This is a genomic window from Variovorax sp. 10L421 (genome assembly GCF_056395365.1).
In genome coordinates this window covers 207,751-220,336 of record NZ_JBFTJJ010000001.1, presented here as the reverse complement: position 1 = coordinate 220,336, position 12,586 = coordinate 207,751, and the positions used below count along the sequence as shown (strand labels likewise).

13 protein-coding genes are annotated in these 12,586 nt (G+C 64.6%); 8 read left to right on the top strand and 5 right to left on the bottom strand.

Going from position 1 to position 12,586, the window contains the following annotated elements; genetic code table 11:
- Nucleotides 1-28: 28 nt before the first annotated feature.
- The 5 genes from AC1DFC_RS01040 to AC1DFC_RS01020 form a co-directional block, all read right to left on the bottom strand.
- Entirely contained in the window at nt 29-2,614 is a 2,586-nt protein-coding gene (locus AC1DFC_RS01040) for a bifunctional aconitate hydratase 2/2-methylisocitrate dehydratase (protein WP_007830518.1), read from the bottom strand.
- A 76-nt stretch (nt 2,615-2,690) separates the two neighbouring features.
- Nucleotides 2,691-3,239, bottom strand: coding sequence for a hypothetical protein (locus AC1DFC_RS01035; protein ID WP_007830517.1), 549 nt, complete (start codon nt 3,237-3,239; stop codon nt 2,691-2,693).
- A gap of 36 nt (nt 3,240-3,275) precedes the next feature.
- Nucleotides 3,276-4,274, bottom strand: a complete 999-nt coding sequence (locus AC1DFC_RS01030) for an HpcH/HpaI aldolase/citrate lyase family protein (protein ID WP_007830516.1) — start codon at nt 4,272-4,274, stop codon at nt 3,276-3,278.
- Entirely contained in the window at nt 4,271-5,059 is a 789-nt protein-coding gene (gene tam / locus AC1DFC_RS01025; RefSeq protein ID WP_478178567.1) for a trans-aconitate 2-methyltransferase, read from the bottom strand. The genes AC1DFC_RS01030 and tam overlap by 4 nt, the downstream gene beginning before the upstream one ends.
- Nucleotides 5,060-5,073: 14 nt before the next feature.
- Entirely contained in the window at nt 5,074-6,060 is a 987-nt protein-coding gene (locus AC1DFC_RS01020) for a malate dehydrogenase (protein WP_007830514.1), read from the bottom strand.
- A gap of 185 nt (nt 6,061-6,245) precedes the next feature.
- Here AC1DFC_RS01020 and AC1DFC_RS01015 point away from each other — a divergent pair, with 185 nt between their 5' ends.
- From AC1DFC_RS01015 to AC1DFC_RS00980, 8 genes are all read left to right on the top strand, one after another.
- Nucleotides 6,246-7,004 carry a GntR family transcriptional regulator gene (locus tag AC1DFC_RS01015; RefSeq protein WP_007830512.1) on the top strand — a complete coding sequence of 253 codons (759 nt, stop codon included), beginning with the start codon at nt 6,246-6,248 and terminating at the stop codon, nt 7,002-7,004.
- 233 nt (nt 7,005-7,237) lie between these two features.
- A complete protein-coding gene (sdhC, locus tag AC1DFC_RS01010) occupies nt 7,238-7,684 on the top strand; it encodes a succinate dehydrogenase, cytochrome b556 subunit (RefSeq protein ID WP_007830511.1) in 447 nt (148 codons plus the stop codon).
- Between the two features lie 13 nt (nt 7,685-7,697).
- Nucleotides 7,698-8,063, top strand: a complete 366-nt coding sequence (gene sdhD / locus AC1DFC_RS01005) for a succinate dehydrogenase, hydrophobic membrane anchor protein (RefSeq protein WP_007830510.1) — start codon at nt 7,698-7,700, stop codon at nt 8,061-8,063.
- Between the two features lie 7 nt (nt 8,064-8,070).
- Nucleotides 8,071-9,879 carry a succinate dehydrogenase flavoprotein subunit gene (gene sdhA, locus AC1DFC_RS01000; RefSeq protein ID WP_007830509.1) on the top strand — a complete coding sequence of 603 codons (1,809 nt, stop codon included), beginning with the start codon at nt 8,071-8,073 and terminating at the stop codon, nt 9,877-9,879.
- A gap of 16 nt (nt 9,880-9,895) precedes the next feature.
- A complete protein-coding gene (locus AC1DFC_RS00995; protein ID WP_007830508.1) occupies nt 9,896-10,597 on the top strand; it encodes a succinate dehydrogenase iron-sulfur subunit in 702 nt (233 codons plus the stop codon).
- Between the two features lie 23 nt (nt 10,598-10,620).
- Nucleotides 10,621-10,935, top strand: a complete 315-nt coding sequence (locus AC1DFC_RS00990; RefSeq protein WP_007830507.1) for an FAD assembly factor SdhE — start codon at nt 10,621-10,623, stop codon at nt 10,933-10,935.
- 24 nt (nt 10,936-10,959) lie between these two features.
- Nucleotides 10,960-12,270, top strand: coding sequence for a citrate synthase (gene gltA, locus AC1DFC_RS00985; protein WP_007830506.1), 1,311 nt, complete (start codon nt 10,960-10,962; stop codon nt 12,268-12,270).
- Nucleotides 12,271-12,391: 121 nt separating this feature from the next.
- Entirely contained in the window at nt 12,392-12,532 is a 141-nt protein-coding gene (locus tag AC1DFC_RS00980; RefSeq protein WP_007830505.1) for an entericidin A/B family lipoprotein, read from the top strand.
- Nucleotides 12,533-12,586 lie beyond the last annotated feature (54 nt).

Sequence of the window (12,586 nt, the reverse complement as noted above, 5' to 3'; positions counted from 1 at the left end):
CTTTTTGATTGGAGCGATCCGAAGAAGATCAGGCCGCGACCGTGTCCGCCACACCCTTGTAGTCTTCGATTTTGTCGAAGTTCAGGTACTGGTAGATCTGTGCGCTGGACGCATCGAGCACGCCCGTGGCAGCCATGTATTCTTCACGCGTCGGGATGCGACCCAGGCGCGAGCAGATGGCGGCCAGTTCGGCCGAGCCGAGGTACACGTTGGTGTTCTTGCCCAGGCGGTTCGGGAAGTTGCGGGTGCTGGTCGACATCACCGTGGCGCCTTCGCGCACCTGTGCCTGATTGCCCATGCACAGCGAGCAGCCCGGCATTTCGGTGCGGGCACCGGCATTGCCGAACACGCCGTAATGGCCTTCTTCGGTGAGCTGGTGTGCGTCCATCTTGGTAGGCGGCGCGATCCAGAGCTTGACCGGAATGTCGCGCTTGCCCTCGAGCAGCTTCGACGCGGCGCGGAAGTGGCCGATGTTGGTCATGCACGAGCCGATGAACACTTCGTCGATCTGGGCTCCGGCCACGTCGCTGAGCGTCTTCACGTCGTCGGGGTCGTTCGGGCAGGCCACGATGGGCTCGTGGATCTCGGCCAGGTCGATTTCGATGACAGCGGCGTATTCGGCGTCAGCGTCGCCCTTGAGCAGTTGCTGGTCGGCCAGCCATGCCTCTTGCGCGGCGATGCGGCGTTGCAGCGTGCGCGCGTCGGTATAGCCTTCGGCAATCATCCACTTCATCAGCGTGATGTTGCTGTTGATGTACTCGGCGATCGGCTCCTTGTTCAGGTGCACGGTGCAACCAGCGGCCGAGCGTTCGGCCGAAGCGTCGCTCAGCTCGAAGGCTTGCTCCACCTTCAGGTCGGGCAGGCCTTCGATTTCGAGGATGCGGCCCGAGAAGATGTTCTTCTTGCCTTGCTTGGCCACGGTCAGCAGGCCCGCCTTGATGGCGTACAGCGGAATGGCGTTGACCAGGTCGCGCAGCGTGACGCCGGGCTGCATCTTGCCCTTGAAGCGCACGAGCACCGACTCAGGCATGTCCAGCGGCATCACGCCGGTGGCGGCCGCGAAGGCCACGAGGCCGGAGCCCGCGGGGAAGCTGATGCCGATCGGGAAGCGGGTGTGGCTGTCACCGCCGGTGCCGACGGTGTCGGGCGTCAGCAGGCGGTTGAGCCAGGAATGGATCACGCCGTCGCCCGGGCGCAGCGACACGCCGCCGCGGTTGGCCATGAACTCGGGGAGTTCGTGGTGCATCTTGACGTCGACCTTCTTCGGGTACGCGGCCGTGTGGCAGAACGACTGCATCACAAGGTCGGCCGAGAAGCCCAGGCAAGCCAGGTCCTTCAGTTCGTCGCGCGTCATCGGGCCGGTGGTGTCCTGCGAGCCGACCGAGGTCATCTTGGGTTCGCAATACGTGCCCGGGCGCACGCCCTGGCCTTCGGGCAGGCCGCAGGCGCGGCCGACCATCTTCTGCGCGAGCGAGAAGCCCTTCTTGGTGTCGACGGGGCTGGTCGGCAGGCGGAACAGCGTCGACACGGGCAGGCCCAGTGCCTCGCGCGCCTTGGCCGTCAGGCCGCGGCCGATGATCAGCGGAATGCGGCCGCCGGCGCGCACTTCGTCGAACAGCACGTCGCTCTTGACCTGGAATTCGGCGATGACCTTGCCGTCTTTCAGCGCCTTGCCTTCGTAGGGACGCAGCTCGACCACGTCGCCCATGTTCATCTGCGTGACGTCGAGTTCGATCGGCAGCGCGCCCGAGTCTTCCATCGTGTTGTAGAAGATCGGGGCGATCTTGCCGCCGAGGCAGACGCCGCCAAAACGCTTGTTAGGCACGAAGGGAATGTCTTCGCCGGTGAACCAGAGCACCGAGTTGGTGGCGCTCTTGCGCGACGAACCCGTGCCGACCACGTCGCCGGCGTAGGCCACGAGGTGGCCGCGCGCGCGCAGGTCTTCGATGAACTTCACCGGGCCGCGCTTGCCGTCTTCCTCGGGCACGATGCCGGGGCGCGCGTTCTTGTGCATCGCCAGGGCGTGCATCGGAATGTCGGGACGGGTCGTCGCGTCGGGGGCGGGCGACAGGTCGTCGGTGTTGATTTCGCCAGCCACCTTGAAGATGCTGACGGTGATGCTCTTCGGCACTTCGGGGCGGCTGGTGAACCACTCGGCGTCGGCCCAGCTTTGCAGCACGCCCTTGGCGTGCACGTTGCCCTTGTCGGCCTTTTCCTTGACGTCGTGGAACTGGTCGAACATCAACAGGGTTTTCTTCAGGCCTTCGGCCGCCACGGCGCCGACTTCGGCGTCGTCGAGCAGGTCGATCATGGGGCTGATGTTGTAGCCGCCGAGCATGGTGCCGAGCAGTTCGGTGGCGCGGGCGCGCGACAGGAACTCGCTCTTCTCGGTGCCGTGGGCCACGGCCGCAAGGTAGCTCGCCTTGACCTTGGCCGCGTCGTCGACGCCGGCAGGCACACGATGGGTGAGCAGATCGAGCAGGAAGGCGCCGTCTTTTGCATTCGCGCTCTTGAGGAGCTCGATCGCTTCAGAAGTCTGCTTCGCGCTCAAAGGCAGCGGCGGGATACCGAGCGCGGCGCGTTCGGCAACATGGTCAACGTAGGCTTGCAACATCTTCTTTTCTCCGGAAACTGGGCTGGCGGGCGTGCAACGCAGCAAGCAAGAGCCGCGCCGCACGCCGTTTCGTTACTTACTTCTTGGCCGGGTCGGCGCCTTCGAAAAGGCTCTTCGGCGGGTTTTTCTTCATTTCTTCTGCAAACGCGACCTGGGCGGCCGTCTGGCATTCGTCGGCGATGCGCAGGCCGGCCTTCTGGTTCATCAGCATCGACTTGTTGCCAAGCTGCAGCCACATGGCGCCGGCACGCGGGTCTTCGAGGCGGATGGCGCCGGTGCGGCTTTCGACCGGGTGCATCCGGTACTTCAAGCCCTTGGTGGTCACGGTGAAGAAGCCGGGCTTCTTCTCGTCGGGCGTGACGGTCACGTCGGCGCCGAGTTCGCACTGGGCACGGCCGGTCGACACGCGCTGGGCCACGGCCAGGTCAGCGTCGTTGAGCGTCACGTCGGTATCGGTGTTGACCGGCGTGACTTCCTCGACGGCCTTGGCGGCGCGGCGGGTGACTTGATGCTTGGCCGGCGCCTTCTTGGCCGTCGTCTTGGCGGCGGGCTTGGCCGCATCCTGGGCCAGTGCGGCGAACGGCAGCGCCAACGCGACGGCGGCAATCAGGGCAATTTTCTTCATGTGTGGGTTTCCTTGAGGCTGGATTCAGGGGTGGTTTCAGGAGGCCGCGAGCGCAAACCAGGCTTTCGCCTCGGGGGGCAACGCGCGCCCTGTTGCGTGGGCACGCGTCAAGACCTGCCAAAAGTGGCGGTAGCTCGCGCGGTCGTGCAATGTGCCATCAATTTGTGTCGGAGCCCAATCCGCGGCCGCGGCTTTTGCAATGATTTGTGAGGCGATCTGAATCTGCGCCTCATCCGGCGCAAAGGCCTCGAGGATGGGGCGGATCTGGTTCGGGTGGATGCTCCACATGCGCGTGTAGCCGAATTCGTCGGCCGCCTTGCGCGCCGCCGTACGCATGGCATCGGCGTTGTTGAACTCGGTAACCACGCAGTGCGACGGCACCTTGCCATAGGCATGTGCGGCCGACGCGATGGCCAGCTTGGCGCGCACCACCAGCGGGTGGCTGAACTGCCCTGCCGCCCCCATGCCATCGGCGGGGATCGCACCAGCATGCGCCGAGACGAAATCCATGAGGCCGAAGCTCAGCGACTGCACGCGCGGATGGGCCGCAATCTCGAAGGCGTTGTGCACGGCGAGCGGCGATTCGATCAGCACGTGCAGCGGCAATGCGCCGGCATCCGCCGCCTCGAGCGCCGCAACAGCCTGCAACACATCGGCCACCGATTCGACCTTCGGCACCATCAGGTGGCTCAGGCGTTGGGCGGCACGGCCGGCAATGGTGATCACGTCGCCAGCAAAGGCGGGGTGATCGACGGGGTGCACGCGCACGCCGACGCGCATGCCGGGTTTCGCGGCCAGCGCCAGTTCGGTAACGAGCGCGGCATGCTCGGCTTCGCCACCCACGGGGGCGCCGTCTTCGCAATCGAGGGTGACGTCGAATACGCAGGCGCCGAACTCCTCGGCCATCTCGGCCTGGAGCGCGAGGCTCTTCTTCATGCGCGCCTCGACGCCGCTGTAGTGATCGCACACGGGCAGCGTCACGGCGCCGGCCTGTGCACCCAGCAGCACTTCGGCGGGATGGGCGGTGTGGGTCATGCCCTGCCCTTTTGCGCCACGATGAACATGCGCGGGAAGGCGAGCAGCCGCTTGCCGTCGGCGCGGGCGGGATATGCCTCGTCCACGCGGCGCTGGTACTCGGCGAGGTAGCTCGCCTGCAGGTCGACCGGCAAGCGGTCGACGAAAGGCTTCAGGCCGGTGCTGCGCACCCATTCGACGATGGAGGCGGCATCGGCCATGCGGTGCTGGTAGATCGTGTGCCAGACATCGACGCTGGCGGCATGGGGCGCCAGCAGGTCGTAGTAGCCGCCGAGCGGCAGCAGCAGGGTGCGCAGCCTGTCGGCATCGCCGATGGGCTCGGCCCACGGCGCTTCGGCCGCCAGCGCGCGCATCAGGCGGTGTGTAGGTTCCTGACGGTTGTCGGGCATCTGGATGGCGAGCACGCCACCCGGGGCCAGCGCGTCGAACAGGCGCGGGATCAGCTTTTTGTGATCGGGCACCCATTGCAGGGACGCATTGGCGTAAATGAGGTCGGGCGCTTGTTCCGGAGACTGCGGCGCCCAGGTCGCGATGTCGCTCAACTCGAAGCCTGCCTTCGGCAGCCGCTCGCGCGCGCTGACCAGCATGGCTTCGGAGTTGTCGGTTCCGAGGACTTGCGCCTTCGGGAACCGCTGCACCAGCAGCTCGGTGGAATTGCCCGGCCCGCAACCGAGGTCGACCACGCGGTCGGCTGCGGTTAGCGGCACCCGCGCGAGGAGCTCCTGCGCGGGTCGTGTGCGCTCGTCCTCGTAGCGACGGTAGAGCGCGGGATTCCAGTCGAGCATGCTGATCGAGTTGCTTACAGCAGGTGGGCGACGCCGGCGCGTTCGCCTTCGAGCTCTTCGAGCGTCTTGTTGATGCGTTCCTGGCTGAATGCATCGATCTCGAGGCCTTCGACCAGCTTGTACTCACCGTTTTCGCAGGTGACCGGAAAGCCGAACATCACGTCCTTCGGAATGCCGTACTGGCCATCCGACGGGATACCCATCGTGACCCACTTGCCGTTGGTGCCCAGGGCCCAGTCGCGCATGTGGTCGATGGCGGCGTTGGCGGCCGAGGCGGCAGACGACAGGCCGCGAGCTTCGATGATGGCCGCGCCGCGCTTGCCGACGGTCGGCAGGAAGGTGTTCGCGTTCCATTCCTGGTCGTTGATCATCTTGGCGACGGACTCGCCCTTGATCGTGGCGAAACGGTAGTCGGCGTACATCGTGGGCGAGTGGTTGCCCCAGACGGTGAGCTTTTCGATGTCGGCCACGGGCTTGCCGGTCTTGGCGGCGATCTGGCTGGCAGCGCGGTTGTGGTCCAGGCGCAGCATGGCGGTGAAGTTCTTGCGCGGCAGGTCCGGTGCGCTCTTCATGGCGATGTAGGCGTTGGTGTTGGCCGGGTTGCCGACCACCAGCACCTTGACGTTGCGGCTGGCGACGGCGTTCAGTGCCTTGCCCTGTGCGGTGAAGATGGCACCGTTGACGGCCAGCAGTTCAGCACGCTCCATGCCGGGGCCGCGGGGACGCGAGCCGACGAGCAGTGCGTAGTCGGCGTCCTTGAAGGCGGTCATCGGGTCGCCGTGGGCTTCCATGCCGGCCAGCAGCGGGAAGGCGCAGTCGTCGAGTTCCATCATCACGCCCTTGAGCGCCTTCTGGGCCTTCTCGTCGGGGATTTCGAGCAGCTGAAGAATGACCGGCTGGTCTTTGCCGAGCATTTCACCGGAGGCGATACGGAACAACAGGGCGTAACCGATTTGACCGGCTGCACCGGTGACGGCAACGCGGACGGGCTTTTTGCTCATGGGAAGACTCCAGAAGGTGATGAAAACGGTGTTGGCGCTCTCGTGGGGCGCCAGGGTCCTGCGGGATCGGAATACCTTCCCGCAGCGCGGGACCGGCCGCATTTTAAGCCGATTCAATGAGCCTTGTCTTATGTCTTATATAAGATATCCTCCTGGGGTCCGCCAAGGCGCACCCCACCGCTGCCATGAACACGCCCACCACACTCGACGAGCCCTCGACGCCGTCCTTCAGTCCGCTCTATCAGCAGATCAAGACCCTGATCCTGCAGAGCCTGCAGGCGGGCGAGTGGAAGCCGGGCGAGCCCATCCCGAGCGAGATGGAACTGGCCGTGCGCTTTCGCGTGAGCCAGGGCACGGTGCGCAAGGCCATCGACGAACTCTCGGCCGAAAACCTGGTGGTGCGCCGCCAAGGCAAGGGCACCTTCGTCGCCACGCATGCCGAGCAGCATGTGCAGTACCGCTTCCTCAAGCTCGTGCCCGATGCGGGCGACCCGAACACCGAAGGTCCCGCGGTACGCACCATCGTCGACTGCAAGCGCCTGCGCGCATCGGCCGACGTGGCGCGTGCCCTCGGCCTGCGCACGGGCGACGCGGTGCTGCAGGTGCGGCGCGTGCTCGCCTACGGCGGCGTGCCGACCATCCTCGAAGACCTCTGGCTGCCCGGCACACCCTTCAAGGGACTCACCGCCGAGCGGCTGCGCGCGTGGCCCGGCCCGATGTACGCGCTGTTCGAGACGGAGTTCGGCGTGCGCATGGTGCGTGCCGAAGAAAAGATCCGCGCCGTGCTGCCCGATGCCGAACAGGCCGCGCTGCTCGACGTGACACCGCAGATGCCCCTGCTGAGCGTGGAGCGCGTGGCGCACACCTACCATGACATGCCGATGGAACTGCGTCGCGGGCTCTATCGCACCGACACCCACCACTACAGAAACCAGCTGGGCTGACCCGATGCAGACGAAAGCCGGATACCGGTGCGCCAGCGTGCGCACACAACGCGTGCGAAGCGCAGCGAAGTCAAGAGCATCCGACTGCAACGGTGCACTGACTCGCATGCGTCCGCTGCCCGATGGTGCATTGCAATAGAATTTTGCGTTGTTTGCATTTCCGCAGAAGAAACAAAAGCGTTCGCTCTCAGAACAAGCCAACAAGTCACAAAGCCACGAAAGCAATCCCCCCAATGACAGAGCTTGCAACCCCTCCCCGGCCACCGCGTCGCGAATTCCGCAACATCAATGCCTTCACGGACCTCACGACCTATCGGCTGCCGCCGGCGGGCATCGTGTCGATCCTGCATCGCGTCAGCGGCGTGCTGATGTTCCTGCTGCTGCCGTTCATCATCTGGATGTTCGACACGTCGCTGTCATCCGACTATTCGTTCGCGAGATTCAAGAGCGCCTTCAACGTCGGCATCGGCTTCGCTCCGGGGTGGTTCTTCAAGCTCGTCGCGCTCGCGCTCATCTGGGCCTACCTGCACCACTTCATCGCCGGCCTGCGCCATCTCTGGATGGACGTGAGCCACGCCGCGGTGACCAAGGAGTTCGGCCATACCTCGGCCGTCGTCACGCTGGCACTGAGCATCCTGCTCACCGTGGTGCTCGGCGCCAAGCTGTTCGGCCTGTACTGAGAAGGAGCCAACCATGTCTGTGAATTACGGCTCCAAGCGCATCGTCGTCGGCGCTCATTACGGTTTGCGCGACTGGCTCAGCCAGCGCATCACGGGCGGCCTGATGGCGCTCTTCACGATCATCCTGCTCGCACAGCTGATCTTCTCGCGCGGCCCCATCGGCTACGACCTCTGGGCCGGCATCTTCGCCGCGCAGTGGATGAAGGTGCTGACCTTCTCCGTGATCGCTGCCCTGCTCTATCACGTGTGGGTCGGCATGCGCGACGTGTGGATGGACTACGTCCAGCCCGTCGGTATTCGCCTCGCCCTGCAAATTTTCACCATCGTCTGGCTTGTCGGTTGTGCGGGTTGGGCCATTCAAGTGCTTTGGAAGATCTGACCCCACCATGACCTACACAAAAGAAAAAATCACCAAGCGCAAGTTCGACGTCGTGATCGTCGGTGCCGGCGGTTCCGGCATGCGCGCTTCGCTGCAACTCGCACGCGCCGGCCTCAACGTGGCCGTGCTCTCGAAGGTGTTCCCCACGCGTTCGCACACCGTTGCTGCGCAGGGCGGCGTCGGCGCCTCGCTCGGCAACATGAGCGAGGACAACTGGCACTACCACTTCTACGACACGATCAAGGGCTCCGACTGGCTCGGCGACCAGGACGCGATCGAGTTCATGTGCCGCGAAGCACCGAAGGTCGTGTACGAACTCGAGCACTTCGGCATGCCGTTCGACCGCAACCCCGACGGCACCATCTACCAGCGTCCGTTCGGCGGCCACACGGCCAACTACGGCGAGAAGCCCGTGCAGCGCGCCTGTGCCGCGGCCGACCGCACCGGCCACGCGATGCTGCACACGCTCTATCAAAAGAACGTCGAAGCGCGCACGCAATTCTTCGTCGAATGGATGGCGCTGGACCTCATCCGTGACGACGAGGGCGACGTGGTCGGCGTGACCGCGCTCGAAATGGAAACCGGCGACCTGCACATCCTGCAGGCCAAGACCGTGCTGCTGGCCACCGGCGGCGCGGGCCGCATCTTCCAGGCCTCGACCAACGCCTTCATCAACACCGGCGACGGCCTCGGCATGGCGGCCCGCTCGGGCATTCCGCTGCAGGACATGGAGTTCTGGCAGTTCCACCCGACCGGCGTAGCCGGCGCGGGCGTGCTGCTGACCGAAGGCTGCCGCGGCGAAGGCGCGATCCTGCTGAACAGCAACGGCGAACGCTTCATGGAGCGCTATGCGCCCACGCTGAAGGACCTGGCACCGCGCGACTTCGTCTCGCGCTCGATGGACCAGGAAATCAAGGAAGGGCGCGGCTGCGGTCCCAACAAGGACTACGTGCTGCTCAAGCTCGACCACCTGGGCGCCGACACCATCCACAAGCGCCTGCCTTCGGTGTACGAAATCGGCGTCAACTTCGCCAACGTCGACATCACGAAGGAGCCGATTCCCGTGGTGCCGACCATCCACTACCAGATGGGCGGCATTCCGACCAACATCCACGGCCAGGTCGTCATCCAGAAGGGTGAAGAGAACAGCGCCGTGGTGAACGGTCTCTACGCCGTGGGCGAATGCTCCTGCGTGAGCGTGCACGGCGCCAACCGCCTGGGCACCAACTCGCTGCTCGACCTCTTGGTGTTCGGCCGCGCGGCCGGCAACCATATCGTCGAGTTCAACGACAAGCTCAAGGAACACAAGGAACTGCCCAAGGATGCGGCCGACCGCACGCTGGAGCGCCTGAACCGCCTCGAGTCGACCACCGGCGGCGAATACGCGCAGGACGTGGCCGGCGAGATCCGAGCCGTCATGCAGCAGCACGCGGCCGTGTTCCGCAAGCAGGCCTCGATGGACGAAGGTGTGACCAAGATCGCCGCCGTGCGCGAACGCGTCAAGGCCATCGGCCTGAAGGACAAGTCCAAGGTGTTCAACACCGCCCGCATCGAAGCGCTGGAAGTCGACAACCTGATCGAAGTGGCGCAGGCCACGATGGTCTCTGCCGCCGCCCGCAAGGAATGCCGCGGCGCCCACACCGTGGAAGACTACGAACGCCCGGCGGACGATCCTGTCGCGCCGCTCGGCCGCGACGACGCCAACTGGATGAAGCACACGCTCTGGTACAGCGCGGACAACCGCCTCTCGTACAAGCCGGTCAAGCTGCAGCCCCTGACGGTCGCATCGGTGCCCCCGAAGGTCCGGACATTCTAAAAATTAGGAACACACGATGAAGCGCACATTCCAGATCTACCGCTACGACCCGGACAAGGACGCCAAGCCCTACATGCAGACTGTCGAGATCGAACTCGACGGCCATGAGCGCATGCTGCTCGACGCCCTGATGAAGCTCAAGGCGCAGGACCCGACGCTGTCGTTTCGCCGCTCGTGCCGCGAAGGCGTCTGCGGTTCCGACGCGATGAACATCAACGGCAAGAACGGTCTGGCCTGCCTGACCAACATGAACACGCTCAAGGGCACCGTGGTGCTCAAGCCGCTGCCGGGCCTGCCCGTCATCCGCGACCTGATCGTGGACATGACGCAGTTCTTCAAGCAGTACAACTCGATCAAGCCCTACCTGCAGAACGACAGCGTGCCGCCCGAGAAGGAGCGCCTGCAGTCGCCCGAGGAGCGCGACGAGCTCAACGGCCTGTACGAGTGCATCCTGTGCGCGAGCTGCTCCACGAGCTGCCCGAGCTTCTGGTGGAACCCCGACAAGTTCGTGGGCCCGGCCGGCCTGCTGCAGGCCTACCGTTTCATCGCCGACAGCCGCGACGAAGCCACCGCTGAGCGCCTGGACAACCTGGAAGACCCGTACCGCCTGTTCCGCTGCCACACGATCATGAACTGCGTGGACGTGTGCCCGAAGAGCCTGAACCCGACCAAGGCCATCGGCAAGATCAAGGAACTGATGGTGCGCCGCGCCATCTGACGCTCGTCCTGCAAGAAGTCACCATGCAAACCGCCGCCGACTCCGACCAGCCGCTCAGCGAACGTGCGCTGAGCAAGCTGAAATGGCGCTGCCGGCGCGGACTGCTCGAGAACGACCTGTTCATCGCCCGCTTCTTCGAGCGGCACGAATCCCGCATGACCGTGGGTCAGGCGGGAGCGATGGAGACATTGATGGACCTGTCGGACAACGATCTCCTCGACCTCCTTCTGCGCAGAAAGGAGCCCGAGCCCGAATGGGCCGGGGCCGAGGTGGTCGCATTGCTGCAGCTGATGCGAACCGACGGCGCACAGCGTCCCGCCATCTCTCCTTCGTCCTGAATCCACCTCTGAAAGTAAACCGAAATGAAAGCATCCGATACCAAGGCCACGCTGTCGTTCAGCAACGGCGGCGACAGCGTCGACCTGCCGATCTACAAGGGCACCGTGGGCCCTGACGTGATCGACATCCGCAAGCTGTATGCGCAGACCGGCATGTTCACGTACGACCCAGGCTTCATGTCGACGGCGGCTTGCCAATCGGCCATCACGTACATCGATGGCGACAAGGGCGAACTGCTGTACCGCGGCTACCCCATCGAGCAGCTCGCAACCAACTGCGACTTCCTCGAGACCTGCCACCTGCTGYTGTACGGCGAACTGCCGGACGCCGCCAAGAAGGCCAACTTCACCAAGATCGTGACCAACCACACGATGGTGAACGAGCAGATGCAGTTCTTCCTGCGCGGCTTCCGCCGCGATGCGCACCCGATGGCCATCATGACCGGCCTCGTGGGTGCGCTGTCGGCCTTCTATCACGACAGCACGGACATCAACAATCCCGAGCACCGCGAGATCGCCGCGATCCGCCTGATCGCGAAGATGCCCACGCTCGTGGCCATGGCCTACAAGTACACCGTCGGCCAGCCCTACATGTACCCGAAGAACGACCTGAGCTATGCGGGCAACTTCCTGCACATGATGTTCGCCACGCCGTGCGAGGAGTACAAGGTGAACCCGGTGCTCGAGCGCGCGCTCGACCGCATCTTCATCCTGCACGCAGACCACGAGCAGAACGCCTCGACCTCGACCGTGCGCCTGTGCGGCTCGTCGGGCACCAACCCCTTCGCGGCCATCGCGGCCGGCGTGGCCTGCCTCTGGGGCCCGGCCCACGGCGGCGCCAACGAAGCGGCGCTCAACATGCTCTACGACATCCAGAAGGAAGGTGGCGTGGAGAAGATCGGCGAGTTCATCAAGAAGGTCAAGGACAAGAACTCGAACGTCAAGCTGATGGGCTTCGGCCACCGCGTGTACAAGAACTACGACCCGCGCGCCAAGCTGATGCAGGAAACCTGCAACGAAGTGCTGACCGAGCTGGGCCTGGAGCAGGATCCGCTGTTCAAGCTGGCCAAGGAACTCGAGAAGATCGCGCTGGAAGACGAGTACTTCGTGTCGCGCAAGCTCTACCCGAACGTCGACTTCTACTCGGGCATCGTGCAGCGCGCCATCGGCATCCCGGTGCCGCTGTTCACCGCGATCTTCGCACTGGCCCGCACGGTCGGCTGGATCGCCCAGCTGAACGAAATGATCGGCGACCCCGAGTACAAGATCGGCCGCCCGCGCCAGCTGTTCGAAGGCTCGCCCAAGCGCGACGTGCAGCCCATCGGCAAGCGCTGATCGCGCTGCCTGCGCTCAATACGGAAAGCTGCCCTCGGGCAGCTTTTTTGCGTCTTGGCCGACATGCAGCGCGCGGAAATCGGCGATAGCCTGCAACGCACTTAGTCGAAGGAGTTTCATCATGAAGTCGCTCGTCGCATTGTTCGCGGTCGCGTTTACTCTTGCCGTGCCACTGTCGGGTTGCAACACCTGGAGAGGAGCCGGCCAGGACATCCAGAAGGCAGGGGAAAAGATGGAGGATTCGGCCAAGAAGCGTCAGTGATGCCTCCTTCGCTCATCGCGCGACGACAGTAATGCCATCGCGCATGGCGATGAC

What these genes read in the sequence shown, in the direction of transcription:
- AC1DFC_RS01040 (WP_007830518.1), bottom strand. Translation starts at nt 2,614, where the DNA reads ATGTTGCAAGCCTACGTTGACCATGTTGCCGAACGCGCCGCGCTCGGT.
- AC1DFC_RS01035 (WP_007830517.1), bottom strand. Translation starts at nt 3,239, where the DNA reads ATGAAGAAAATTGCCCTGATTGCCGCCGTCGCGTTGGCGCTGCCGTTC.
- AC1DFC_RS01030 (WP_007830516.1), bottom strand. Translation starts at nt 4,274, where the DNA reads ATGACCCACACCGCCCATCCCGCCGAAGTGCTGCTGGGTGCACAGGCC.
- tam (WP_478178567.1), bottom strand. Translation starts at nt 5,059, where the DNA reads ATGCTCGACTGGAATCCCGCGCTCTACCGTCGCTACGAGGACGAGCGC.
- AC1DFC_RS01020 (WP_007830514.1), bottom strand. Translation starts at nt 6,060, where the DNA reads ATGAGCAAAAAGCCCGTCCGCGTTGCCGTCACCGGTGCAGCCGGTCAA.
- AC1DFC_RS01015 (WP_007830512.1), top strand. Translation starts at nt 6,246, where the DNA reads ATGAACACGCCCACCACACTCGACGAGCCCTCGACGCCGTCCTTCAGT.
- sdhC (WP_007830511.1), top strand. Translation starts at nt 7,238, where the DNA reads ATGACAGAGCTTGCAACCCCTCCCCGGCCACCGCGTCGCGAATTCCGC.
- sdhD (WP_007830510.1), top strand. Translation starts at nt 7,698, where the DNA reads ATGTCTGTGAATTACGGCTCCAAGCGCATCGTCGTCGGCGCTCATTAC.
- sdhA (WP_007830509.1), top strand. Translation starts at nt 8,071, where the DNA reads ATGACCTACACAAAAGAAAAAATCACCAAGCGCAAGTTCGACGTCGTG.
- AC1DFC_RS00995 (WP_007830508.1), top strand. Translation starts at nt 9,896, where the DNA reads ATGAAGCGCACATTCCAGATCTACCGCTACGACCCGGACAAGGACGCC.
- AC1DFC_RS00990 (WP_007830507.1), top strand. Translation starts at nt 10,621, where the DNA reads ATGCAAACCGCCGCCGACTCCGACCAGCCGCTCAGCGAACGTGCGCTG.
- AC1DFC_RS00980 (WP_007830505.1), top strand. Translation starts at nt 12,392, where the DNA reads ATGAAGTCGCTCGTCGCATTGTTCGCGGTCGCGTTTACTCTTGCCGTG.